The organism is Limimaricola cinnabarinus (genome assembly GCF_047631075.1).
GTDB classification, from domain to species: domain Bacteria; phylum Pseudomonadota; class Alphaproteobacteria; order Rhodobacterales; family Rhodobacteraceae; genus Limimaricola; species Limimaricola cinnabarinus.
Window position 1 is genome coordinate 14,155 of sequence record NZ_JBLHYX010000013.1, and the last position, 21,412, is coordinate 35,566.

Genomic DNA, 21,412 nt, shown 5'->3' on the forward strand with positions numbered 1-21,412 from the left:
CCTATTTCCCCCTGTCGACCGGTTCGATGTAGAGAAGTCCCTGGTCGTCCACCTTGAGCGGCACCGGGTCCATCACGTAGCCGCCGAACTTGTCCTTGCCGCCATCGGCAAAGCCCATGATGACCCAGCCCGCCTCGGTTTCGAGCACCCGCGCCGCGTAGCGGTAGCAGGGTAGATCGCCGTCGAGGAACCCGGGCGCCACGGTCCAGGGTCCGCGCACGTCATCGGCCGTCAAGTAATGGTTGCCGGTCACCGGCGGCGTCCCTGCCTTGGCCTTGCGGGCTTCGGACCAGTGCTCGTCCGAGGTGCAGAACAGGCAGTAATATTTCGTGCCGATCCGGAAGACCTGCGGCACTTCGAGCTGGCCGTAGTCGCCGACGAAGACCGGCGGTTGCAGTGTCCATTCGTAAAGATCGGGCGAGGTGGCAAAACCGATGGCTCCGGCCGCATTGGCCTCTTCGATGCCGGGCGCGCGGGCGGTGAAGTACATCAGCCAGCCGTCGCCGTCGGGGTCCTTCATCACGAAGGGGTCACGCATCGCCCGGTCGTGCCACTGGCCGACCGCATGCTCGCTCTCGTAATGCGTGGCGTTCGGTCCCGTCATGTCGAGGCACAGCCCCGATCCGACCCGTTCCCAGCTGTGCATGTCGGTCGAGGTGGCATGACCGATGCGCTGGTAAAGACCCTTCTCGGCCGAACCGCCGCCGGTGTAGAATAGGTGCCACAGCCCGTCCGGTCCCTGGATCACCGACCCGGTCCAAGTCGTTGTATCATCGAAAGACGGGCCTTCGGCGGGGGCCAGACAGGTGCCCTTGTGCTCCCAATTGATAAGGTCGTCCGAGACGGCATGGCCTTGGCTGACATTGAAGTGGCGCAGGTCCGGATCGCCGAGCGACTTGTCGGCCTGCAGGAAGTAGCCGTGCCAGCGCTTGCCGTCATGCGCGTACCAGCTGTCCCAGATCCATTTGTCGTCGTCGAGTGCGAGAGGCATGTCTTGTCCTTGTGAGTGAGGGATCTCAGCCCTTCACGCCGGTCGAGGCGATCGAGGAGATGAAGGCGCGCTGAAGCACGAAATAGAAGGCGAGGACCGGGACCGTGATCATCGACAGGTAGGCCATGATCTCGCCCCATGCGCGGTTCAGCTGGAAGAAGTACTGCAAACCGACCATGACCGGCCGGTAGGCTTCGTCCTGGACCACGAGCAGCGGCCAGAGGTACTGATTGTACATCACCAGGAACTTCAGGATCGCCGCCGTCGCCAGCACCGGCCCGGCCAGCGGCATCACCACGCGGCGGTAGATCATCCACCAGCTTGCGCCTTCGACGCGGGAGGCCTCGATCAGCTCGCGCGGCAGGTCGCGGAAATACTGGACGAAGAGGAAGATCGTCAGCCCGTCCGCCGCCCAGGGCAGGATCTGCACCTGGTAGGAGTTCAGCCAGCCGACGCTGAAGCCGTCGAGGCCGATCCAGGGCAGCTGGTTGACGATCAGCAGGAGCGGGATCGCGATGGTCTCGAACGGCACGATCAGCGTGGCGAGGATGATCGACAGCAGCAGCCCGCGCCCGCGCCATTCGAGGAACACGAAGGAAAACGCGGCGAGCGAGCAGATCAGCAGCGACAGCGTCACGGTGATGCCGGTGACCAGTACCGAGTTGAAGATGAACAGCCCCACCGGTGCCCGCTGGAATGCGCGGCTGTAGTTGTCGAGGCTGATGTCGCCCACCGGCAGGAAGGCCCGCAGGTTGCCGGTGTCGGACAGAAGCTGCTGGTCCGGCTTGAGGCTGCTTACCACCATGAAGACCAGTGGGAAGATGAAGATGATCGCGATGAGGACAAGGACCGCGTAGCGGGTGACAAGTCTCAGGCCGCGGTTGGAGGGGTCGATCTGGGCCATCAGCTGCGCTCCCGGGTCAGGTATCGCTGGATCAGCGAGATGGTGAGGACGAGGACGAACAGCAGCACCGAGATCGTCGAGCCGCCCGAGATGTCCTGCTTGCCGTAGCCGCGTTCGACCGCCTGGAAGACGATGGTCTGGGTGCTGTCGAGCGGCCCGCCGCCGGTCATCACGTCGATCTGCGCGAACAGCGCGAAGGCCTGCATGGTGATCACGATCAGGATCAGCACGGCGGTGTTTCGCAGCCCCGGCCAGGTCACGTATCGGAAGGTCTGCCAGCGTGACGCGCCCTCGATATCGGCGGCCTCGTACAGCGTCGGGCTGATGGTCTGCAGCCCCGACAGCCAGATCACCATGTGAAAACCGACCGCCTGCCAGATCGACATCGCCATGATCGACGGCAGCGCCGTGTCCGGGTTGCCCAGCCAGTCGACCGGCTCGAACAGCCCGAAGGTCAGCCCTTGCAGCATGTTGTTCAGCAGGCCGTCATTGCCGTCGTAGATGAACCGCCACAGCAGCGAGACCACGACGATAGAGACCACCACCGGCATGAAGTAGATGGTGCGGAAGATGTTGATGCCGCGCAGCCGCTGGTTGATCAGCAGCGCCAGCCCCAGCGCGATGGCGGCCTGTACCGGCGCCACCACGATCACGAAGGTCAGCGTATTGATGATCGCAGTCATGAACACCACGTCGCGCGCCAGCACCACCACCTGGTTGTCGCCCCAGGACCAGCTTTTCCATTCGCGCATCCCGTCGAGATGCGGGTAGTCCGGGTTGTTCCGAGTGTATTCGCGCAGCCGGGGATACTCTATCGCGCCATCCTCGTCACGGATCACCGCGCCCGCATCGTCGCGCTCGGGCTCGAGCGTCAGCACGCCCATACCCAGAAGCTGGCGGTAGTTGTCCATGCCGACCCATTCGGTCGGGTTGGGCGAAATCAGCCGCTGGTTGGTGAAGGACAGCCCGAAGGCGAAGAAGAACGGCAGGATAATGAAGACCGCGATCAACCCGAAGCCCGGGATCGCCATCGCCCATCCGGCCCGGTTCGATTGCGTCAGTCTGGAACGGGACATTCGGGGCACCTCTGGTCAGGGCCCGGCCCCCTCATTCGAGGGGCCCGGAGGGGAGGATCAGTGGCCGTAGCCGGAGTTACGCTCGATATCGCTGTCGATCTCGTCGACGGCGGCATCCAGCGTGTCGACCACGTCGGCGCCGTTGGCGATGTCGGCCAGCGCCTTCTCGAACACCTTGGCGGCGACGACGTAGCCCGGCGTGACGGGGCGCAGCATGCCCTGCTCTTCGGACAGCTCGTAGAATACAGCCATCGCGCCGCCCTCCTTGTAGTTCTCGGTCATCTCGGCCGATGACGGGGTCGGCGGGATCAGCCCGATGCCGTTCGAGAAATCGGCCATGTACTGATCCTGAAGCGCGAACTCGATGAAGGCGGCCGCGCCTTCGGGATGCTCGGATTCCGCCGAAACGCCGAACTGCCAGCTGGCCGCGCCGATCACCGGGCCGTTGCTGAAATCGGGCGCCGGCAGGAACAGCGTGTCGTCGCCATATGCTTCGAGGATATTCTTGGCGGCCCAGTTGCCGTTCCAGCTGATCGCGTACTTGCCTTCGACAAAGCCATTCTCGCGGTCCGCCGGGTCCTGGCTGGTGCCGGGCACGAGGTCACGCTCGAACAGCGACTGCCACCATTCGCCGAACTCGACCGCGGCATCGCCGTTCAGCGCGCCCTCGGCGGTGGCATAGGTTTCGCGGTCGATGATGTCGCCGCCGAAGCTCTGCAGGAACGGGCTGAAGGCGTAGGGATACCATTCGCCGGTCCAGGCCATGCCGAGATCGAGCGGGTACTGGAAGTCGCCGCTGTCCTGCAGCGTCACCAAGGCGGCGTCGAACTCCTCGAGGGTCCAAGGCTCCTCGAGTGTCGGAATGCGGATGCCGTGCTCCTCGAGGTAGCTCTGACGCGTCACCATGGCGACGGCAGCGTCCCACAGGCCGATCGAGTACAGCTTGCCGTCCCATTCGCCCTTGGTGCCGGGCAGGAAATTCTCGATGATCGTCTCGTCGATCGGCAGCGGCTGAAGGTAGCCCGACCAAGCCCAGTTCGGCATAACGGGGCCGTCGACATCAAGGATGTCGGGCAGGTTTCCGGCCAGTGCGGCCGCGATGACGCTGTCGTTGTAGCTGCCCTGCGGGAAGCTTTGCAGGCTGACCTTCCATTCATCCTGGCTTTCGTTGAAGTCGCTGACGATGCCGTTGATGATATCGCTTTCTACCTCGTTACCGGCGCCGTGATACCACATGCTCAGCTCGGTCTGCGCAGCCGCACCAGTGGCGAGAGCGCTGGCAAAGATCGTGCCTGCCATTAGGTTCGTTCTGGTCATCTTCGGGTCTCCTCCCAGTTGGATGTCAGTGTTCGGTTACGGATCGGCGCCAGCAGACCGGTCCGCCGACCAGTTCGACTTCGGTCGGTGCTGGTGCCCCCGCGATCAGCGAAAGAAGACGGCGCGCCGCCGCCTCGCCGATGCCGCGATAGTTCAGATCCGCCGTGGTGAGCGGCGGGTACAGCGTCTCGGAAATGACGCGGTAATCGTCGTAGCCGGCAATGGAGATCTCCTGCGGCACGCGGATGCCGCGGTCGCGCAGTTCGCCGTAGAGCCGGAGAGCCAGTTCGTCATTGCCGCAACAGATCACGCTCGGCCTGTCCTCGAGCGCCAGCAGTTGGTCGAGCGCAGATGTGAGGAACGGCTTGGGTCCCTCGCCGCGATCAGCGAAGCCCCCAATCACCAGTGCCGGGTCGAAGGCCAGTCCCGCGCCCTCCAGCGCCTCGCGATAGCCTTGGCTGCGAAGTTCCGTCGCGATCATACCTTCGGGAAGGGTGAAATAACCGATGCGGCGATGCCCGGCAGCGATCACCCGTTCGACCAATGCGCGCTGGCCCGCGCGATCGTCGGGCAGAACCGCGGGCGTGTCCGCGGTGTCGAAACAGTTGGCCAGCACCAACGGCGTGCCGCGCGGGTCGAGATCATCGATCCGCTGATGATGATCGGCGACATAGACCAGCCCCTCCACCCGATGCTGAGCGAAGGTCGCCATCAACTCGGAGGCGCGATCAACCTCGCCCCCGGTATCGGCGATCATCAGGGTCATGCCCGCCTCGGCCACGACGCGTTGGATCGCCTGCACGATGAACAGGTCCGGCAGGCCGGATGGTCCGGCACTTCCGTCGCCCCGGGAGATCGCCCCGGTGATCAGCCCGATCAATCCGGACCGGCTGGAGCGCATCGTCCGCGCTGCACGCGAGGGGCGATAATCGAGTTCACAAATAGCAGCCTCAACCGCATCGCGTGTCTTGAGCCCGACCGGCGCATCGCCATTGATCACCCGCGAGACAGTCTTAGGAGAGACGCCGGCCTGCTTTGCAACGTCGTAGATCGTCGCCATCGTCTCGCTCTCCCCTCACCCTACCCATTCAGACCACATGGCATGACATCGGTGTCATGACATCGGTGTCATAACAAATCCAATTTCGTATGGTCAACCCCTTTCAGATTGCGCTCGCGACTGCGGTCTTGGATCTGGCACCGCGACTTACCGGCGCTGGCACGTGATGATCCTGCCAATCGCATCGGAGCCCGGGAGCGTTTTACAGGCATAGGACCACTGCTTGGTTCCCCCTGCACATCCGCTGGCAGCCCTCTGCGCTGAAAATAACGACAACATTCGAAGATCGCCGTCTGCCTGCTTCGGCCTTAGGCGCTGAACGCAGCGAAGGTCGGCTCTCCGCTGTTCGTGCCCAAGGTCTGGTTTTGTGCTGCGCGTTGCGCAGAGGTCTAGAAAGGGCTGATTGTGATCTTTGCTTCAGGCTGCTCGAAAGTCTGCTAATATTGGTGGGGACAAGTAGCCCGCATTGTCTCATCCCATCACCCCCGGTACAGCGAACCGCCTCGAGACCGGTTCTTTCCCAGACAGATAGCAGACGACCACCTGGCACCATGCGATCAAATGCCTTCGCGCGATGGCTCTTCGTGGGACTCAAACCCGAGCCGCGCGTGGAACCGGGCAAGTTCGTTCGGCGCCGGGGCAGCGCCGCAATAGGTCCTCACATAGGCGGGGACCCGGCCCATGCGCACGTCCCAGTCCTCCCGAACCTGCATCGAGATATAGCCGATTTGCACGAGGTAGACCGTTCGCGCGCGCGCGTCCGCATCCTCGGGCGCGAAGCCGAAGCGCTCGAACATCGCCCGGATCGCCGCCAGTCTTCGCTCGTCGGCGGCGTTGACCCGGGCCATCACGTCGTCCGATTTGTGAGCCCAACTGCGCACTGCGAAGTCGAGTTGCGGCTCGAACAGACCCTCGTCGTGGAACATGGCAATGAGGTTCAGCACCGCCTCGGCAATGGTCTCGGCATAAGCATCGCACGCGGCGACGAAGGCCCCGGTGTTCTTCGCCTCCCACTCCTCGAGCAGGGCATCGAGGAGTGCGTCCCGGTCACTAAAGAACCAGTAGAAGCTGGTGCGCGAGATGCCCAGTCGAGCTGCCAGAGGCTGGATCTTCACCGCGTCGAGACCGGCCTCCAGCAACGCCTGCTTGGCTGCGTCTAGCCACAGCTCTCGCGATCCGCGCCAGCCTGTCGTCTTTTCTGTTGCAATAGGGCGCCTTGGCATCAGGGCAGCATAGGGGCGGCAGACATAAGCTGCAACAAAATATACAGAGGTGATCCTTTAATTGACATTAATGAACATTTTGATGGATGGTCGCTGTATCAGGCCACGGAGTCACCATGTCCCAGGATCCCTTGCTCCAACCCTATGATCTCAGGCATCTGCGTCTGAAGAACCGGCTGATGATCACGAGCCATGAGCCGGCCTATCCCGAAGACGGCATGCCGAAAGACCGCTACCGCGCCTATCACGTGGAACGGGCGCGCGCGGGCGTGGCCCTGACCATGACTGCCGGCTCAGCCAGCGTGGCGCGCGACAGCCCGCCGGTCTTCAACAACATCCTCGCCTGGAAGGACGAGGTGGTGGGCTGGATGAAGAAGCTCACCGACCAATGCCACGACCATGACTGCGCGGTGATGATCCAGCTCACCCATCTTGGCCGGCGCACCCGCTGGGACAAGGCCGACTGGCTCCCCGTCATCTCGTCGAGCCATGAGCGCGAGGCGTCGCACAGGGCCTTTCCAAAGAAGGCCGAGGACTGGGACATCGCGCGCATCGTCGAGGATTACGCCAATGCCGCCGAGCGGATGCAGGCCGCCGACCTCGACGGCATCGAACTCCAGGCCTACGGCCACCTGCTCGACCAGTTCTGGTCGCCGGTCAGCAACACGCTCGATGGCGTCTGGGGCGGAAGCCTCGAAAACCGGATGCGGCTGTCGATGGACGTGCTCTCCGCGATCCGTGACCGGGTGGGAGAGAGATTCCTCGTCGGCATCCGCTACACGGCCGACGAGGACATGGCCGGTGGCATCACCAAGGAAGAGGGCTTCGAGATTTCGCGCCGGCTGAAGGACAGCGGTCTTGTCGATTTCCTCAATGTGGTCCGGGGTCATATCGATACCGATGCCGGGCTCACCGATGTGATCCCGGTGCAGGGAATGCGGTCGAACCCGCATCTCGACTTCGCGGGCGAAATCCGTGCCGCGACCAATTTCCCGACCTTCCACGCCGCCAAGATCCAGGACGTAGCAACGGCACGGCATGCCATCGCCAGCGGCAAGCTCGACATGGTCGGCATGACCCGGGCGCACATGGCCGACCCGCATATCGTCGCAAAGATCCTGCGCGGTGAGGAGGAGCGCATCCGTCCCTGCGTCGGGGCGAATTACTGCCTCGATCGGATCTATCAAGGCGGCATGGCGCTGTGCCTGCACAACCCAGCGACGGGGCGCGAGCTCGAGCAGCCGCATGTGGTGCCGAAGGCGCAGGCGCGCCGTCGAGTGGTGATCATCGGCGCCGGTCCCGCCGGGCTGGAAGCGGCTCGGGTCTGCGCTGAACGGGACCATGAGGTGATCGTCCACGAGGCGGCGAATGATCCGATCCCGGGGGGCAGGTGCGGCTGACCGCACTCACGCCGCGCCGGGCCGAGATGATGCAGCTCATCCAGTGGCGTTTTGCCGAATGCGCGCGGATGGGCGTCACCTTCCGCTTCAACAGCTTCACCGACGAAGAGGCCGTGCGGGCCGAGGCCCCCGACGTCGTCATCATCGCCACCGGCGGGCTACCCCACACCGACATCCTGGCGGAGGGCAACGGTCTTACAGCGTCGGCCTGGGACATCCTGTCGGGCGATGTCGCCCCGGGCGTGAACGTGCTGATCTATGACGATGCAGGGGATTATGCAGGCCTTCAGGCGGCCGAGAAGATCGCCGCCACGGGCGCGAAGGTGGAGATCGTCACCCGCGATCGGACCTTCACGCCCGAGGTCATGGCCATGTCGCTCACACCGGCTTTGCGCGAGCTGCAAAAGCGCGACGTCACCTTCACCGTGACCTGGAAGCTCGACGCCGTGCATCGCGACGGCAACGCGCTCATGGCGACGCTCGGCAGTGATTACGGTGGCGTCAGCCGCGAGCGCCGGGTCGACCAGGTGGTGGTGAACCACGGCACGCGGCCGCTCGACGATGTCTATTTCGACCTTCTGGAGGGCTCTACCAATCGCGGCGAAGTCGATTACGAGGCGCTGATCGCGGGCCACCCGCAGCAGGTCGTCTGTGATCCGGGCGGCGCTTACCAGCTGTTTCGCATCGGCGACGCCGTTGCCGCCCGCAACACCCACGCGGCGATCTATGACGCGCTACGGCTGTGCAAGGTGCTCTGAGATGCGCTCGGTCAAGACCATCCATGTGATCTCCGCCCATGCCGAGGGCGAGGTAGGCGACGTCATCGGCGGCGGCGTGCTGCCCCCGCCGGGCGACACGCTCTGGGCGCAGAGCCGCTGGATCGCCCGCGACAACAGTCTGCGCAACTTCGTTCTGAACGAGCCACGCGGTGGTGTCTTCCGGCACGTGAACCTGCTGGTGCCCCCGAAGCATCCGGACGCACAGGCGGCTTGGATCATCATGGAGCCTGAGGATACGCCGCCGATGTCCGGCTCGAACGCGATCTGCGTCGCCACGGTGCTGCTCGATGGCGGGCTGGTGCCGATGGAGGAGCCCGAGACGCAGCTTGTGCTTGAGGCACCTGGCGGTCTCGTCCGAGTGCGCGCGGCGTGCCGGGACGGCAAGGCGGAGCGGATCTTCGTCGAGAACGTGCCGTCCTTCGCCGACCGGCTCGACGCCGCACTGGAGGTCGAGGGCTTGGGCACGCTCACCGTCGACACCGCCTATGGCGGCGACAGCTTCGTGATCGTCGATGCGACAGCACTTGGCTTTTCGCTGACCGAGGACGAGGCGCACGACATCGCCACGCTCGGCGTGCGGATCACCAACGCCGCTAATGATCAGCTTGGCTTTGAGCATCCCGAGAACCCGGACTGGCAGCACATCTCGTTCTGCCTGTTCGCCGGGCTGCTGGCGCGAGGTCTTGCGGGGTTCGAAGCCGGGTCGGCCGTTGCGATCCAGCTTGGTAAGGTCGATCGCTCGCCCACCGGCACGGCGCTTTTGGCCCGCATGGCGGTACTGCATGCGCGCGGCACGATGAAGGCCGGTGACCGCCTGACCGCCCGCTCGGTGATCGGCTCGACCTTCGACGGCACCATCCTCGGCGAGACGACGCTTGGCGGCCGCACGGCGATCCGCCGCGAGATCTCCGGACGAGGCTGGATCACCGGCATTCACCAGCACATGCTCGACCCCTCCGGTCCTTGGCCGGAAGGCTACCGGCTGTCGGATACCTGGGGCGCACGTTAAGGCCGATCTCTTGCTCTCACGCGACAGTCATGCGCGCTGCGGACCTTGGCGCATCACCCGCGAGGTCCGCGCTGCGGCAGTCTGTTCAGTCACCTTCGATGAAATGCTGGCCTTTCTGGGCGGGATAACGAGCCGCACCATCTTGTTCAGAGCCTAACCATTGCCTCGCCGACGTAGAACGCGCGGCTCTGCTTTGAGGGCAAACGCATCCCCCCGTTCAGGCCGTCTGCGGCGCCGGGCGGGCGCGCCCCAGAACCGGTGACAGCACCGCGATCAGCAGCGCGAAGAGACCGACCAGAGCGAAGGAGATCCGCAGCGAGCTGGCGTCAGCGATGAAGCCGATCGCCGGGGGCCCCATCAGCATCGCGCCATAGCCCAGCGTCGCCACCGAGGCGATCGCCTGTCCGGCCGGGATCTCGGGATCGGCGGCGGCACGGCTGAAGGCCAGCGGGATCACCGCCGCGTAGCCCAGCCCCATCAGCACGAACCCCGCGAGTGCCACAGTGAGGCTGTCCGACAGGGCGCAGATCAGGTAGCCCGAGGCCGCCAGCAGGCCGCTTGCCAGCGCCACCCGGCGCGGCCCGTGGCGGGTGATCAGCCGATCGACGCAAAGCCGCATCGCCACCATGGTGACCGAGAACACCGCGTAGCCCAGCGTCGCGTGCGACTCGGCGGCGCCGAGCACATCGGCGAGAAACACCGCGCTCCAATCCACCGCGGCGCCTTCGCCAAGGCCCGCGCCGAGCGCTATGAGGCCAACGAAGATCAGCGCACCGCGTGGAAAGGTGAAGACCGGCTCGCCCGTGCCGCCGGTCGCGATGCGTGAGGTCCAGTCGAGGCGCAGGAACGGGCCGAGCAGCAGAGCGGCCAGGAGGGCCGCCAACAGGAAGTGAAGACCCACCGGTGCGGCGAAACTGGTTGCCACAAAGCCGCCAGCGGCGCCCAGACCGGCGCCGAGGCTCCACATGGCATGGAAGGATGACATCACCGAACGCCCCATGTGCTGCTCCACCTCGGCAGCCCAGGAATTCATCGCCACGTCCATTGAGCCATGGCACATGCCGAAGAGGAACAGCGCCACTCCCAGTGCGGGCACCACCGGCGCCAGCCCGACGAGCGCGATCGACACCAGGTAGACCACCGTGATCCAGCGGGTCACCCGCACCGCGCCGAACCGATCGGCAAGCTTTCCCGCAATAGGGAAGGAAACCAACGCACCCACTCCCATGACCAAGAGCAGCAATCCAAGCGCGCCTTCGTCGAGGCCGAAGCCCGAGGCCACGGCCGGGACCCGCGAAGCCCAGCTTCCCAGCAGCATTCCGTTCAAGGCGAATGCGGCAGCGACGCTGCGCCAGGGGGTTACGATATCAGGCATTCAAGATCTCCAGTCCCGTCGAGGCCAGTGGCGCCGTTGCGTCCGCCTTGGCATCGGTAATCAACATGTCGAGGGCATCGCAGGTCACCACACGGTGTCGTGCCCGTCGTCCGAGTTTCTCGGCTCCGGCCAGAGCCACGTTGCGGTGACTCGCGGCGATCATCGCGCGTTTCGTGTGGCACTCGTCGGAATCGTCAGCGCTCAAGCCGAACCCGGCCTCCAACCCACAGACCCCGAGGAAGGCGATGTCCACGGTGATCCCCGAAAGCGCCGCTACGGTATCAGGGCCAACAGTGATCGCGCCCGCGGCGGAGAGACGTCCACCGACGAGCTGGGTCGGGATGCCGGCGGCAAGAGTGGCCAACGCCACTGCCGGGGCCGGCGTAACAACGAGGCCGTTCGGCAGCGAAGGCAGGCGCTGAGCCAGCGCCAACACGGTCGAGCCGCCGTCGAGGGCGATCACCATGCCATCCTCGATCAACGACAGGCCTGCGGCCGCCAGTCGTTCGGCCAGCACATCGGTAATCGCCATGCGCTCGAGCGCTGGTCGAACCGGACGGGTCACGGGCAAAGCGCCGCCACGGATGCAGCGGGCGACGCCCTGTTCCTCCAGGACCTTGAGGTCGCGGCGGATGCTGTCTGTCGAGACGCCGAACTCTCTCGCGGCGGTCGCAAGAGACAAAGCCGAGCCTCGCTCCAATCGGCTTCGCAGTGCGTCCTGTCGCAACTCGGGGCTAGGTTGATCTAACTTCATGCCGCAAGCTGATTCCACATTTCACCGCTATATGCCGAGTAATGCGAAGATATGCAACGTTATGCCAGATAATTGGTATGCTGCGAAACGATAGAGACAATCACTTCGTCAGTCAGGAAGTCAAAGGTGCCGTCCGGTGGCAAATCCTCTGCTGATGATTGCAAGACTGATCGATCTGGAAGCGCAACATGATGAGCCTACGAGCTCAAAGTGAAGCTGCATGACCTAAGAAATAGCGCCATAGTTAACATAACGTTAATTACGCGTTAAAGTTGTTTGTAGCGGCGCGCGCTACTTCCAACTGCGACTCTTGTTTGAAAACAATGCCCTATCAAACAGGAGTTTTCCAGTATGGGACGTGTTTACGCGCAGCTGACGCTCGAGGAGCGCCGCAAGATCGAGCGTTGGCGTCATGCCAGAGTGTCCGTGAACGAGATGGCGCGGGTGCTGCGCCGCCACCGCTCGACCATCTTCCGCGAGCTCCGACGCAACCATTTCCAGGATCCCTGCATGCCCAAGGTCGTGGGCTACTTCGCGATGGCCGCGCAGCTGAGAACCAGTGACCGTCGCGCCCGGCAGCGCAAGCTGATCCGGCATCCGCAGCTGTGCGATCAGGTCGTCGAGCGGATCAAGGATGGTTGGACGCCGGAGCAGATCGCCGGTCGAATGCGCATGGAGCGCGCGCCGCTGCGGGTTTGCCAGGAAACGATCTATCGCTACATCTACGCCAAGGAAGGTATGCGCGACGAGCTCTGGTGGTATCTGCCGACCCATCGCAAGGCCCGCCGCCCGAGGCGCGCCCGCAAGCGTCGTGCGCCGAAATTCCACCGTGATGTCAGCATCCTGTTCCGGCCCGAGGCGGTGGCACAGCGCTCCCAGTTCGGCCATTGGGAGGCCGACCTGATGCTGTTCCGGCAGCGGTTCGGGTCCGCCAACGTGACCACACTCGTGGAGCGCGTCAGCCGCTTCACCGTGCTTCTGAAGAACGCCGACAAGCGGACCCAGCCCGTCATGGGCAAGGTCATCGCGGCCATCCGCGCCCTGCCCCAACCGGCGCGCCGATCCATCACCTTCGACCGCTGCACCGAGTTCACCGCCTGGGCGCATCTCAAGGCCGGTCTCGGCGTGGCTCCATGGTTTTGCGACCCGCAATCGCCGTGGCAGAAGGGCACGGTCGAAAACACCAATAACCGGAACCGAAGCTACGCAGCTTGAGAGAGTAACCAACCACCCGACGGTGGAGGAGATAACCGGCCGCGCGATGACGCGCGGAGGATCCCTTGACCCGTGTCGCAACCAGCATTGAACTCACACCCTCAGGAGAACTCGCTCAGTTTGACGGAACGCCCCTCGCGAACCGACAAACGCGCAGCTTCCGCGAGTTCCAAAGCCTTCTGGCCGTCGGCGAACCCAACCGAAGGAGGCTGCCCAGTCTCGACAGCATCGACGAAGGCATCGATCTCCGCGGCGAAAGCAGAGCCATAGCGTTCGATGAAGAAATTCAGGTTCGGCGCGCCCTGATCGGTGAAGGTAGCACCGTAAATTTTTGCACCATGCTCTGTGCGGTTCTCAGAAATCGCCATGCCAGCGCTGCCGAACGCTTCGACCCGCTGATCGCTACCATAAACGGCACGGCGCGAGTTTAAAATGGTGCATTGCTTGCCGCTGGCGGTCGTCATCACCACGGTGATGGTGTCATAATCGTCGCACCGCTCCATGAGTTCGGGCGACACCAGCCGCGCACCCACGGCGCTGACAGTCTCGAATTCTTCGCCCATGATGAACCGTGCCATGTCGAAGTCATGGATGGTCATATCATGGAAAATGCCGCCGGACGCCTCGATATAGGCGTCTGTCGCGATGTCGGGATCGCGTGAGGTGATGGTAAGCTGATGCAGTTCGCCCAGCGTGCCAGCCGCGACCGCCTTGCGCACTGCCCCGTGGCCTTCGTCGAAGCGGCGTACAAAGCCCAGCATGATGGGTAGATCGCTGCCAGCAATACGCTCGGCGCACAGCTTGACCCGATCAAGAGACAGATCGATGGGTTTTTCACATAACACTGGCTTTCCGCAGCGCATCGCCTGCTCGATGAAATCGGCATGGGTCGCGGTTGAAGTTGCGATCAGGATCGCGTCGACCTCGGCGGAATCGAACACTGCATCGGATGTGGGGAAATGGGGCACGCCAAGCCGACTGGCGATATCCTCGGACGCAGCTTTTACCACATCGAACACGCCGGCCAGCACGGCACGTGGATGGGTGTGGATATTTTCGGCATGCATTCGGCCAATCCTGCCGCAACCGAGCACTGCAATTCGCAACATCAGGTTCCTCCCATGGTATGCCTGCAATCTCTGTTGCCAAATTGAAAGTTTGTCAATAGATGTTTCAAAAAGGCGGCGATGACTCGTCGAGGAGGAGGGAAGATGACCAGCAAGACAATACGTTTGACTATGGCGCAGGCGCTCGTGCGCTACCTGTGCGCACAATACACAGAGGTCGATGGCGTCCGTATCCCGCTTTTCGCGGGAGTGTTCGGAATCTTTGGGCATGGCAATGTGACTTGTCTGTCTGAAGCGCTGGAGCAAGTGCAGGAAAGGCTGCCCACATGGCGCGGCCAGAATGAACAGAGCATGGCGCTCGCCGCAATCGGCTTTGCCAAGGCGAAACTGCGCCGACAGATCATGGTGGCGACCACCTCGGTAGGCCCCGGTGCGACGAACATGGTGACCGCGGCAGGCGTGGCGCACGCCAATCGCCTGCCCGTGCTGCTGATTTCAGGCGACACTTACATGAACCGCCTGCCCGATCCGGTGCTGCAACAGGTCGAGCACTTCGGCAACCCGGCGACGACGGTCAATGACAGTTTCAAGCCCGTCTGCCGCTATTGGGACCGGATCACCCACCCCGCACAGATCCTGTCATCCTTGCCGCAGGCCATCGCGACCATGCTGGATCCGGCGGATTGCGGCCCTGCCTTTATCGGGCTGCCGCAAGACACGCAGGAACTGGCCTATGATTACCCCGAGGCATTCTTTGCCGAGCGCACTTGGACCATCCCGCGCCCGCGCGCCTCGCGCGATCAGCTCGACGCGGCGGTTGCCCTGCTGAAAACAGCGAGGAAGCCGCTGATCATCTCGGGTGGGGGCGTACGCTATTCTGGCGCGGGCGAGGTGCTGGCGGCATTTGCCGAGGCGCGCGGCATTCCCATGGCCGAGACCATCGCCGGCAAGGGGGCGGTGACGCATGATCACCCTGCCTATGTCGGCGCACTGGGGATCGAGGGCACTGACGCCGCAATGAATCTGGCACTGGATGCCGATGTGGTACTGGCCATCGGAACAAGGCTTCAGGATTTCACTACCGGATCGTGGACGACTTTTTCGCCCGACGCCCGGTTCATCTCGATCAACGCGGCGCGTCACGATGCCCACAAGCACCAGTCCCTGCCCGTGGTCGGCGATGCGCTTGAAACGCTTCACGAACTGAACAGCGCGCTGGACCGCTGGGCCTGCGATCCCGCGCGGATGGCACAGGCGCAAAGCCTTTACGCCGACTGGAACGCCGCGCTGGATGAAGGCCAAGCCGCGACCAACGCGCCGGTGCCGTCCTATGCACAGGTCATCGCCGTGGTGAACAAGGCGGCCCGCCCCGAAGATACCATGGTCACCGCTGCGGGCGGCTTGCCGGGTGAGACCGTCAAGAACTGGCGCGTCAAGGCGCCCAACACCTTCGACTGCGAATTCGGCTTTTCCTGCATGGGCTACGAGATCGCCGGCGCATGGGGTCATGCGATGGCCAAGACCGAGGGCGATACCCAGACCGGCGTACCCATCGTCATGGTCGGCGACGGGTCTTACATGCTGATGAATTCCGATATCTATTCCAGCGTGTTGTCGGGCCATAAGATGATCGTCGTGGTCTGCGACAACGGCGGCTTCGGGGTGATCAACCGACTCCAGACCGGCATGGGCGTGCCGGGGTTCAACAACCTGCTGAAGGACAGCCGCGTCCTGAACCGCGACAACCCGCTCCACGTCGATTTCGTCAAGCACGCGGAAAGCATGGGCGCCCTCGCGCGGCATTGCGACAGCCTGTCAGACCTCGAGGCGGCGATGGACTGGGCGCTTGGCACCAACCGGACCACCGTACTGTCGATCAACTCGGATGCCTGGACCTGGACCGATGGCGGGGCGGACTGGTACGTCGGCGTGCCCGAGGTCAATGACCGGGAAAGCATCCGCAAGGCCCGCGAAAAGCAGGAAGCTTTCCGCTCCAAGCAGCGGCAGGGGGTGTGACATGGGTCTTAAGGCAAAACTGGGCATCGCGCCCATCGCGTGGTGGAACGACGATCTGGCCGAACTGTCGGACGATGTCTCGCTCGACGAGTGTCTAAGGCAGGCGGCAGAAGCCGGGCTGACAGGGATGGAAACCGGGCGCCGCTTTCCGATGGACATGGGCACGCTCGGCCCGATCCTTGCAACGCACGGGATTTCGGTCTGCGGCGGCTGGTTCTCGGGCCTGCTGCTGGATGGCGACATCGAGGCCGAGAAGGACCGCATTGCCGAACAGCACGCGTTCTTCAAGGCCGCCGGTGCGCCCTGCATCGTCTACGGCGAAACCGCCCGCTCGGTGCAGGGCGCGCGGGATATCCCGTTGGCGCGAAAGCCCAAACTCTCCGAGGCGGAAATGGCCGCCTACGGGCGCAAGGTCAGCGATTTCGCCGATTGGTGCGCGCGTGAAGGTATGCCCCTCGCCTACCATCACCACATGGCGGCAGCGGTAGAAACCGAAGCAGAGTTGGACCGGTTCATGGCGCATAGCTCGGTGCCGCTGCTGTTTGACGCGGGGCACATGGCCTTTGCCGGGGGCGACAATTTCCGTGTTATAGAAAACCATCACGCCCGGATCAGCCATGTCCACACCAAGGACGTGCGCCGCGCGGTGATCGACGGGCTCGACCGCAGCCGCGAGAGTTTTCTCGACGCGGTCATCAAGGGGGCCTTCACCGTTCCGGGCGACGGCAGCCTCAATTTCGAGGCCATCGTCAAGGCGCTGGCAGAGAAGGGCTATGAGGGCTGGTTCGTGATCGAAGCGGAGCAGGACCCGGTGGCCAACCCGCCGCTCGACATGGCGCGCAAGGGCCGCGCCGAATTGAAACGCGTCATGGACGCCGCAGGATACGAGGTGCAGGCATGAACCGCATCGATGGAAAGATCGCCGTCATCACCGGCGGCACACAAGGGCTTGGCGCGGCCATCGCGCGGCTGTTCGCCGAGGCGGGTGCTGCGGGCATCGCCATCGTCGGGCGGGGCCGCGAAAAAGGCGAAGCGATGGCGCGGGCGATCACCGATTCGACCGGCGTGCCGGTGCTGATGATTGCCGCCGACCTTGGCAACACCGACGATGTGCAGCGCATCATCGCGCAGGCCGACGCCCGCTTTGGCCGGATCGACATTCTGGTGAACGCGGCCGGGCTGACTGACCGGGGCAATCTACTGAACACCTCGCCGGAGCTGTTCAACCGGATGTTCGCGGTCAACACCCGCGCGCCGTTCTTTCTGATGCAGGGTGCGGTCAACGTGATGGACCGCGAAGGCGCCGGCGGGCGCATCGTCAACATCGGCTCCACCTCATCGCAAGCTGGGCAGCCGTTTATCGCGCCCTATTGCGCATCAAAGGCGGCGCTGTCGACGCTGACACGTTCGTCGGGCTATGCGTTGATGCGCAACGGTGTGCATGTGAACCAACTCGATATCGGCTGGATGTCCTCGGATCACGAACGCGCACTGCAACTGGCGGAATCCGGCGATCCCGACTGGGAGACAAAGGCCAACGCGGGCCTGCCCTTCGGGCGCCTGCTCGATCCTGCCGAGGTCGCCCGCGCGGTGCTGTTCCTTGCCTCGGACGACAGCGGCATGATGACCGGCGCGGTGATCCATTTCGACCAATCGGTTTGGGGCGGCTATGACGGTCAGGCCCCCGGCCCGGCGGAAAAGCTGCGGCCATGAGCGCGAAGACCACGATCAAGGGTCCGGCGGTGTTTCTGGCCCAGTTCGCCGCCGACGAGCCACCCTTTGACACCCTGCCCTCGCTGGCCGAATGGGCGGCGAACAAAGGCTTCAAGGCTGTGCAGATCCCGACTTGGGACACGCGGCTGATCGACCTGCCCACCGCGGCGCAAAGTACCGATTATTGCGATGATCTACGCGGCACTTTGGCGGAACATGGGCTGGAGCTAGCGGAGCTGGCCTCGCATGTGGTGGGCCAGCTTGTCGCGGTGCACCCGGCGCATGATGTCATCATGGACGGCTTTGCCCCCGAGGCGGTGCGCGGCAATCCCGCCGCGCGCCGCGCCTGGGCCGAGGAGCATCTGCAACATGCGGCGCGCGCCTCGCGGCGTCTTGGCCTTGGCACCCACACCACCTTTACCGGATCGCTGGCCTGGCCCTATCTCTACCCTTATCCGCAATGGCCCGAAGGACTGATCGACGAGGCCTTCACCGAGCTCGCCGCGCGTTGGAAACCGCTGCTGGACAGCTTTGACGCCGAGGGCGTGGATACGTGCTTCGAAATCCACCCCGTCGAGGATACCCACGATGGCCACAGCTGGGAGATGTTCCTCGACCGGTTAAACGGTCACACGCGGGCGAACATCATGTTCGACCCCTCGCATTTCGTCCTCCAAGGTCTCGATTATCTCGCCTTCATCGACCATTACCACGACCGCATCCGCGCCTTTCATGTCAAGGACGCAGAATTCCGCCCCGACGGAAAATCCGGCGCCTATGGCGGGTTTCAGCCTTGGGAAAAGCGGGCCGGGCGCTTTCGCAGTCCCGGCGACGGGCAGGTGGATTTCAAGGCGATCTTCACCAAGCTGGCGACCTACAGGTTCGATGGCTGGGCGACGCTGGAGTGGGAATGTTTCATCAAGAACCCCGAGGACGGCGCGCGAGAGGGCGCGGCCTTCATCGCCGATCACATCATCAGCGTCTCGGACCGCGCTTTCGACGATTTCGTGAAATCCGGCGCGGACAAGGGTGCTAACCGCGCCATGCTTGGACTGGAGTAAACAATGACCGCTTATCAACGCCCTCTGCGCCTTGGCATGATCGGTGGCGGCGATGGCGCCTATATCGGTAACATACACCGGATCGCCGCGCGTCTGGACGGCGCGTGGCAACTGGTCGCCGGGGCCTTCGACGTCAATCCCGAAAAAGGCCGCGCCTTTGCGGGTGGCCAAGGCATCGACGAGGCCCGCAGCTATGGCAGCTATCAGGATCTGATCGCAGCGGAACAAGACCGCGCCGACCGGGTCGAGGCGGTTGCAATCTGCACCCCGAATTTCACCCATTTCCCTATCGCCAAGGCGTTGCTGGAAGCGGGTTTCGATGTGATCTGCGAAAAGCCCCTGACGGCGACGCTGGCCGATGCCGTTGCGCTCGAGGCGCTTGCGCGCAGCTCGGACCGTTTCGTGGGGGTCACCTATACCTATTGCGGCTATCCCATGGTCCACGAGGCGCGCGTGCGCGTGGCGGCGGGCGACATCGGCGCGGTGCGTTCGGTGCAGGTCGAATATCCGCTGGAATGGATGGCTACAGCCATCGAACAATCCGGCAACGCTCAGGCGGCCTGGCGCACCGATCCCGCAAAGAACGGGCGTGGCGGGTCCATCGGCGACATCGGCACCCATGCCTATCATCTTGCTGGCTTCGTCAGCGGGCTGACGCTGGACAGTCTGACCGCCGATCTAGCGACGTTTGTGCCGGGGCGCGCGCTGGATGACAACGCCCATGTCATGATGCGGTATCAGGGGGGCGCACGCGGGCTCTTGTGGTCGTCGCAGGTGGCGCTGGGGCACTCCAACGGGGTGCGTCTGCGAGTGTTTGGAGAGACCGGATCGCTGCAATGGTTCCAGGAACAGCCCAATGAGCTAATCCTGTCGCCTCTGGCCGGACGGGTGCAGACCATAAAGCGCGGGGCCGATGATCTCTCCGAGGACGCCAAAGCGCGCACTCGAACGCCGGCGGGCCATCCTGAGGGCTATCTCGAAGCATTTGCCAATCTCTACGCCGGATTTGCCGAGGCGATCCGCGCGCAGCGCGAGGGGCGCGCCCCCGGTCCGCTGGGTCGCAACCTGCCCACAGCCTCAGACGGGCTGAAGGGCGTGGCCTTCGTCGAAGCGGTCGTCGACAGCCACGAGGCGGCCGATCAGCCGTGGCTAAGGCCCGTCGCAGTCTGACCTTTCGATGGTCCCCAGTGCAAGGCGCGCCCCCTCGTGGGGCGTGCCTTTTTCGTATTCAGCAGCAAATATTGCGAATATGCTCCAATATGCAATATACATTGACTGAACGGCAGACTGGCAATATAAATATCAAACACCTTGTTCATGCAACAATCGTTGCGGCCGCAGGAGGGCGGTTCTTGAACAGCCGGGTGCCAACATGGAGGAATTACCAATGAAGCTCACCCACAGCCTTGCCTTGGCAAGTGTGATGACCGCTGCTGCGCTGTCCGGTCCCGCCGCGGCGCAGGACAAGGAATTCCGCTTCGTTATGGTCTCGCACATCGGCTCCAACGACGCCAACATGGGCTGGCTGACCGAGTCCATGGCCGCGTTCGAGGAGAAATACCCGGACGTGAAGACCGAATACATCTCGACCAATAACTACTCGGTGCAAGAGCATGTTCGTCTGCTCGAACAGGCGATCTCGACCCAGCCCGACGGCATCGCGGTGCCCATCGTCGACAACGACGCCTTCGAAGGCCCGCTGCGCCGCGCCATTGAGATGGGCATCCCCGTCGTCGCCTTCAACATCCCCGACAGCCGCCCCGCGGATGAGCGCATTCCCTACCTGACCTATGTGGGCGGCGACGAATATCTCACCGGCCTCAACCTTGGCAAATACCTGCTGGAACAGGCCGATGCCGGTGACATCCCCGCCCCGACCGGCGTCATCTGCGCCAACCACGATTCGGCGCATCAGGGCCTTAAGGCACGCTGCAACGGCATGAAGGATGCCCTCGAAGGCACCGGTGCCAAATTCGAGGAACTGTTCATCGGGGCAGAACCGGCCACGGCGCGCAACACACTGCAATCCTACCTGTCCGCCAACCCCGAAACCAACGTCATCTTCACGGTGGCGGGCTGGTCTTCGCCCTGGGCCTGGGGCGTGGCAAATGACATGGACCTGAGCCCGGATGTCGACAACGAGGGCGTGACCGTCGTGACGGTCGACGAGGCGCCCGTGTCCATCGAAGGCGTGCGTCAAGGCAAGCTGCTGGCTTCCAACAGCCAAGGCTTCTGGCTTCAGGGCTACGCGCCGATGGAATGGCTCTACTGGAACAAGACGCTTGGCTACGAGCCGCAATCCGACATCCTGACCGGCCCCGTCATCATCAACGCCGAGAACGCCGACAAGTGGGCCGACCTCGTGCGCAGCGTGTTCGGCGACGAAGAGTACGACAACCAGAACACCTGGTAAGCCGACCGTCATCTTTCGGGCAGTCGGTCGCTGTGCCGG

Annotated in this window: 16 protein-coding genes and 2 pseudogenes; 9 read left to right on the forward strand and 9 right to left on the reverse strand. The window is 63.7% G+C overall.

What is annotated here, in order from left to right; translation table 11 throughout:
* Nucleotide 1 precedes the first annotated feature (1 nt).
* The 6 genes from ACJASC_RS11625 to ACJASC_RS11650 form a co-directional block, all read right to left on the reverse strand.
* On the reverse strand, nucleotides 2-991 hold the full coding sequence (locus tag ACJASC_RS11625; protein ID WP_415146185.1) for a glycoside hydrolase family protein: 990 nt from the start codon (nucleotides 989-991) through the stop codon (nucleotides 2-4).
* Nucleotides 992-1,016: 25 nt separating this feature from the next.
* Complete coding sequence (locus tag ACJASC_RS11630; RefSeq protein ID WP_415146186.1) at nucleotides 1,017-1,895, reverse strand: carbohydrate ABC transporter permease; 879 nt, start codon at nucleotides 1,893-1,895, stop codon at nucleotides 1,017-1,019.
* A complete protein-coding gene (locus ACJASC_RS11635) occupies nucleotides 1,895-2,971 on the reverse strand; it encodes a carbohydrate ABC transporter permease (protein ID WP_415146187.1) in 1,077 nt (358 codons plus the stop codon). Before ACJASC_RS11635 ends, ACJASC_RS11630 begins: the two co-directional genes overlap by 1 nt.
* 57 nt (nucleotides 2,972-3,028) lie before the next feature.
* Nucleotides 3,029-4,288, reverse strand: a complete 1,260-nt coding sequence (locus ACJASC_RS11640) for an ABC transporter substrate-binding protein (RefSeq protein ID WP_415146188.1) — start codon at nucleotides 4,286-4,288, stop codon at nucleotides 3,029-3,031.
* Nucleotides 4,289-4,313: 25 nt separating this feature from the next.
* A complete protein-coding gene (locus ACJASC_RS11645; protein ID WP_415146189.1) occupies nucleotides 4,314-5,348 on the reverse strand; it encodes a LacI family DNA-binding transcriptional regulator in 1,035 nt (344 codons plus the stop codon).
* Nucleotides 5,349-5,905: 557 nt separating this feature from the next.
* Nucleotides 5,906-6,571, reverse strand: a complete 666-nt coding sequence (locus tag ACJASC_RS11650; protein ID WP_415146190.1) for a TetR/AcrR family transcriptional regulator — start codon at nucleotides 6,569-6,571, stop codon at nucleotides 5,906-5,908.
* 116 nt (nucleotides 6,572-6,687) lie between these two features.
* Here ACJASC_RS11650 and ACJASC_RS11655 point away from each other — a divergent pair.
* A pseudogene (locus tag ACJASC_RS11655) lies at nucleotides 6,688-8,729 on the forward strand (oxidoreductase).
* Nucleotide 8,730: 1 nt separating this feature from the next.
* The gene (locus ACJASC_RS11660; protein WP_415146191.1) at nucleotides 8,731-9,759 is read left to right on the forward strand and encodes a trans-3-hydroxy-L-proline dehydratase; all 1,029 of its coding nucleotides are present in this window, start codon (nucleotides 8,731-8,733) and stop codon (nucleotides 9,757-9,759) included.
* Between the two features lie 217 nt (nucleotides 9,760-9,976).
* Here ACJASC_RS11660 and ACJASC_RS11665 read toward each other — a convergent pair whose 3' ends face one another.
* Together ACJASC_RS11665 and ACJASC_RS11670 are read right to left on the reverse strand one after the other, a co-directional pair.
* Nucleotides 9,977-11,134 carry an MFS transporter gene (locus ACJASC_RS11665; protein ID WP_415146192.1) on the reverse strand — a complete coding sequence of 386 codons (1,158 nt, stop codon included), beginning with the start codon at nucleotides 11,132-11,134 and terminating at the stop codon, nucleotides 9,977-9,979.
* The gene (locus ACJASC_RS11670) at nucleotides 11,127-11,888 is read right to left on the reverse strand and encodes a DeoR/GlpR family DNA-binding transcription regulator (protein ID WP_415146193.1); all 762 of its coding nucleotides are present in this window, start codon (nucleotides 11,886-11,888) and stop codon (nucleotides 11,127-11,129) included. The genes ACJASC_RS11665 and ACJASC_RS11670 overlap by 8 nt, the downstream gene beginning before the upstream one ends.
* A 351-nt stretch (nucleotides 11,889-12,239) precedes the next feature.
* On the opposite strand from ACJASC_RS11670, the pseudogene ACJASC_RS11675 reads away from it, so the two are divergent.
* Nucleotides 12,240-13,094, forward strand: a pseudogene (locus tag ACJASC_RS11675) (IS30 family transposase); the annotation flags it as partial.
* 110 nt (nucleotides 13,095-13,204) lie between these two features.
* On the opposite strand, the gene iolG reads toward ACJASC_RS11675, so the two are convergent.
* The gene (gene iolG, locus ACJASC_RS11680; protein WP_415146195.1) at nucleotides 13,205-14,212 is read right to left on the reverse strand and encodes an inositol 2-dehydrogenase; all 1,008 of its coding nucleotides are present in this window, start codon (nucleotides 14,210-14,212) and stop codon (nucleotides 13,205-13,207) included.
* Between the two features lie 102 nt (nucleotides 14,213-14,314).
* Between iolG and iolD the strand changes: the two genes are divergently transcribed.
* The 6 genes from iolD to ACJASC_RS11710 all read left to right on the forward strand — a co-directional run bounded on the left by iolD (nucleotide 14,315) and on the right by ACJASC_RS11710 (nucleotide 21,373).
* Nucleotides 14,315-16,186 (forward strand): 3D-(3,5/4)-trihydroxycyclohexane-1,2-dione acylhydrolase (decyclizing), encoded by a 1,872-nt coding sequence (iolD, locus tag ACJASC_RS11685; protein ID WP_415146196.1) that lies wholly within the window; start codon nucleotides 14,315-14,317, stop codon nucleotides 16,184-16,186.
* Between the two features lies 1 nt (nucleotide 16,187).
* Nucleotides 16,188-17,087, forward strand: coding sequence for a myo-inosose-2 dehydratase (gene iolE, locus ACJASC_RS11690; RefSeq protein ID WP_415146197.1), 900 nt, complete (start codon nucleotides 16,188-16,190; stop codon nucleotides 17,085-17,087).
* A complete protein-coding gene (locus ACJASC_RS11695) occupies nucleotides 17,084-17,899 on the forward strand; it encodes an SDR family oxidoreductase (RefSeq protein ID WP_415146198.1) in 816 nt (271 codons plus the stop codon). The genes iolE and ACJASC_RS11695 overlap by 4 nt, the downstream gene beginning before the upstream one ends.
* On the forward strand, nucleotides 17,896-18,960 hold the full coding sequence (locus ACJASC_RS11700; protein WP_415146199.1) for a sugar phosphate isomerase/epimerase family protein: 1,065 nt from the start codon (nucleotides 17,896-17,898) through the stop codon (nucleotides 18,958-18,960). Before ACJASC_RS11695 ends, ACJASC_RS11700 begins: the two co-directional genes overlap by 4 nt.
* A gap of 36 nt (nucleotides 18,961-18,996) precedes the next feature.
* A complete protein-coding gene (locus tag ACJASC_RS11705; RefSeq protein ID WP_415146273.1) occupies nucleotides 18,997-20,130 on the forward strand; it encodes a Gfo/Idh/MocA family protein in 1,134 nt (377 codons plus the stop codon).
* 217 nt (nucleotides 20,131-20,347) lie between these two features.
* Nucleotides 20,348-21,373: a sugar ABC transporter substrate-binding protein gene (locus ACJASC_RS11710; protein WP_415146200.1), complete on the forward strand. Its 1,026-nt coding sequence runs from the start codon at nucleotides 20,348-20,350 to the stop codon at nucleotides 21,371-21,373.
* Nucleotides 21,374-21,412 lie beyond the last annotated feature (39 nt).

Bases quoted from the DNA above. Each gene is read 5' to 3' on its own strand.
- ACJASC_RS11640 (WP_415146188.1), bottom strand. From the start codon at position 4,288: ATGACCAGAACGAACCTAATGGCAGGCACGATCTTTGCCAGCGCTCTC.
- ACJASC_RS11700 (WP_415146199.1), top strand. From the start codon at position 17,896: ATGAGCGCGAAGACCACGATCAAGGGTCCGGCGGTGTTTCTGGCCCAG.
- iolE (WP_415146197.1), top strand. From the start codon at position 16,188: ATGGGTCTTAAGGCAAAACTGGGCATCGCGCCCATCGCGTGGTGGAAC.
- iolD (WP_415146196.1), top strand. From the start codon at position 14,315: ATGACCAGCAAGACAATACGTTTGACTATGGCGCAGGCGCTCGTGCGC.
- ACJASC_RS11650 (WP_415146190.1), bottom strand. From the start codon at position 6,571: ATGCCAAGGCGCCCTATTGCAACAGAAAAGACGACAGGCTGGCGCGGA.
- ACJASC_RS11710 (WP_415146200.1), top strand. From the start codon at position 20,348: ATGAAGCTCACCCACAGCCTTGCCTTGGCAAGTGTGATGACCGCTGCT.
- ACJASC_RS11645 (WP_415146189.1), bottom strand. From the start codon at position 5,348: ATGGCGACGATCTACGACGTTGCAAAGCAGGCCGGCGTCTCTCCTAAG.
- iolG (WP_415146195.1), bottom strand. From the start codon at position 14,212: ATGTTGCGAATTGCAGTGCTCGGTTGCGGCAGGATTGGCCGAATGCAT.
- ACJASC_RS11665 (WP_415146192.1), bottom strand. From the start codon at position 11,134: ATGCCTGATATCGTAACCCCCTGGCGCAGCGTCGCTGCCGCATTCGCC.
- ACJASC_RS11660 (WP_415146191.1), top strand. From the start codon at position 8,731: ATGCGCTCGGTCAAGACCATCCATGTGATCTCCGCCCATGCCGAGGGC.
- ACJASC_RS11635 (WP_415146187.1), bottom strand. From the start codon at position 2,971: ATGTCCCGTTCCAGACTGACGCAATCGAACCGGGCCGGATGGGCGATG.
- ACJASC_RS11625 (WP_415146185.1), bottom strand. From the start codon at position 991: ATGCCTCTCGCACTCGACGACGACAAATGGATCTGGGACAGCTGGTAC.
- ACJASC_RS11695 (WP_415146198.1), top strand. From the start codon at position 17,084: ATGAACCGCATCGATGGAAAGATCGCCGTCATCACCGGCGGCACACAA.
- ACJASC_RS11630 (WP_415146186.1), bottom strand. From the start codon at position 1,895: ATGGCCCAGATCGACCCCTCCAACCGCGGCCTGAGACTTGTCACCCGC.
- ACJASC_RS11705 (WP_415146273.1), top strand. From the start codon at position 18,997: ATGATCGGTGGCGGCGATGGCGCCTATATCGGTAACATACACCGGATC.
- ACJASC_RS11670 (WP_415146193.1), bottom strand. From the start codon at position 11,888: ATGAAGTTAGATCAACCTAGCCCCGAGTTGCGACAGGACGCACTGCGA.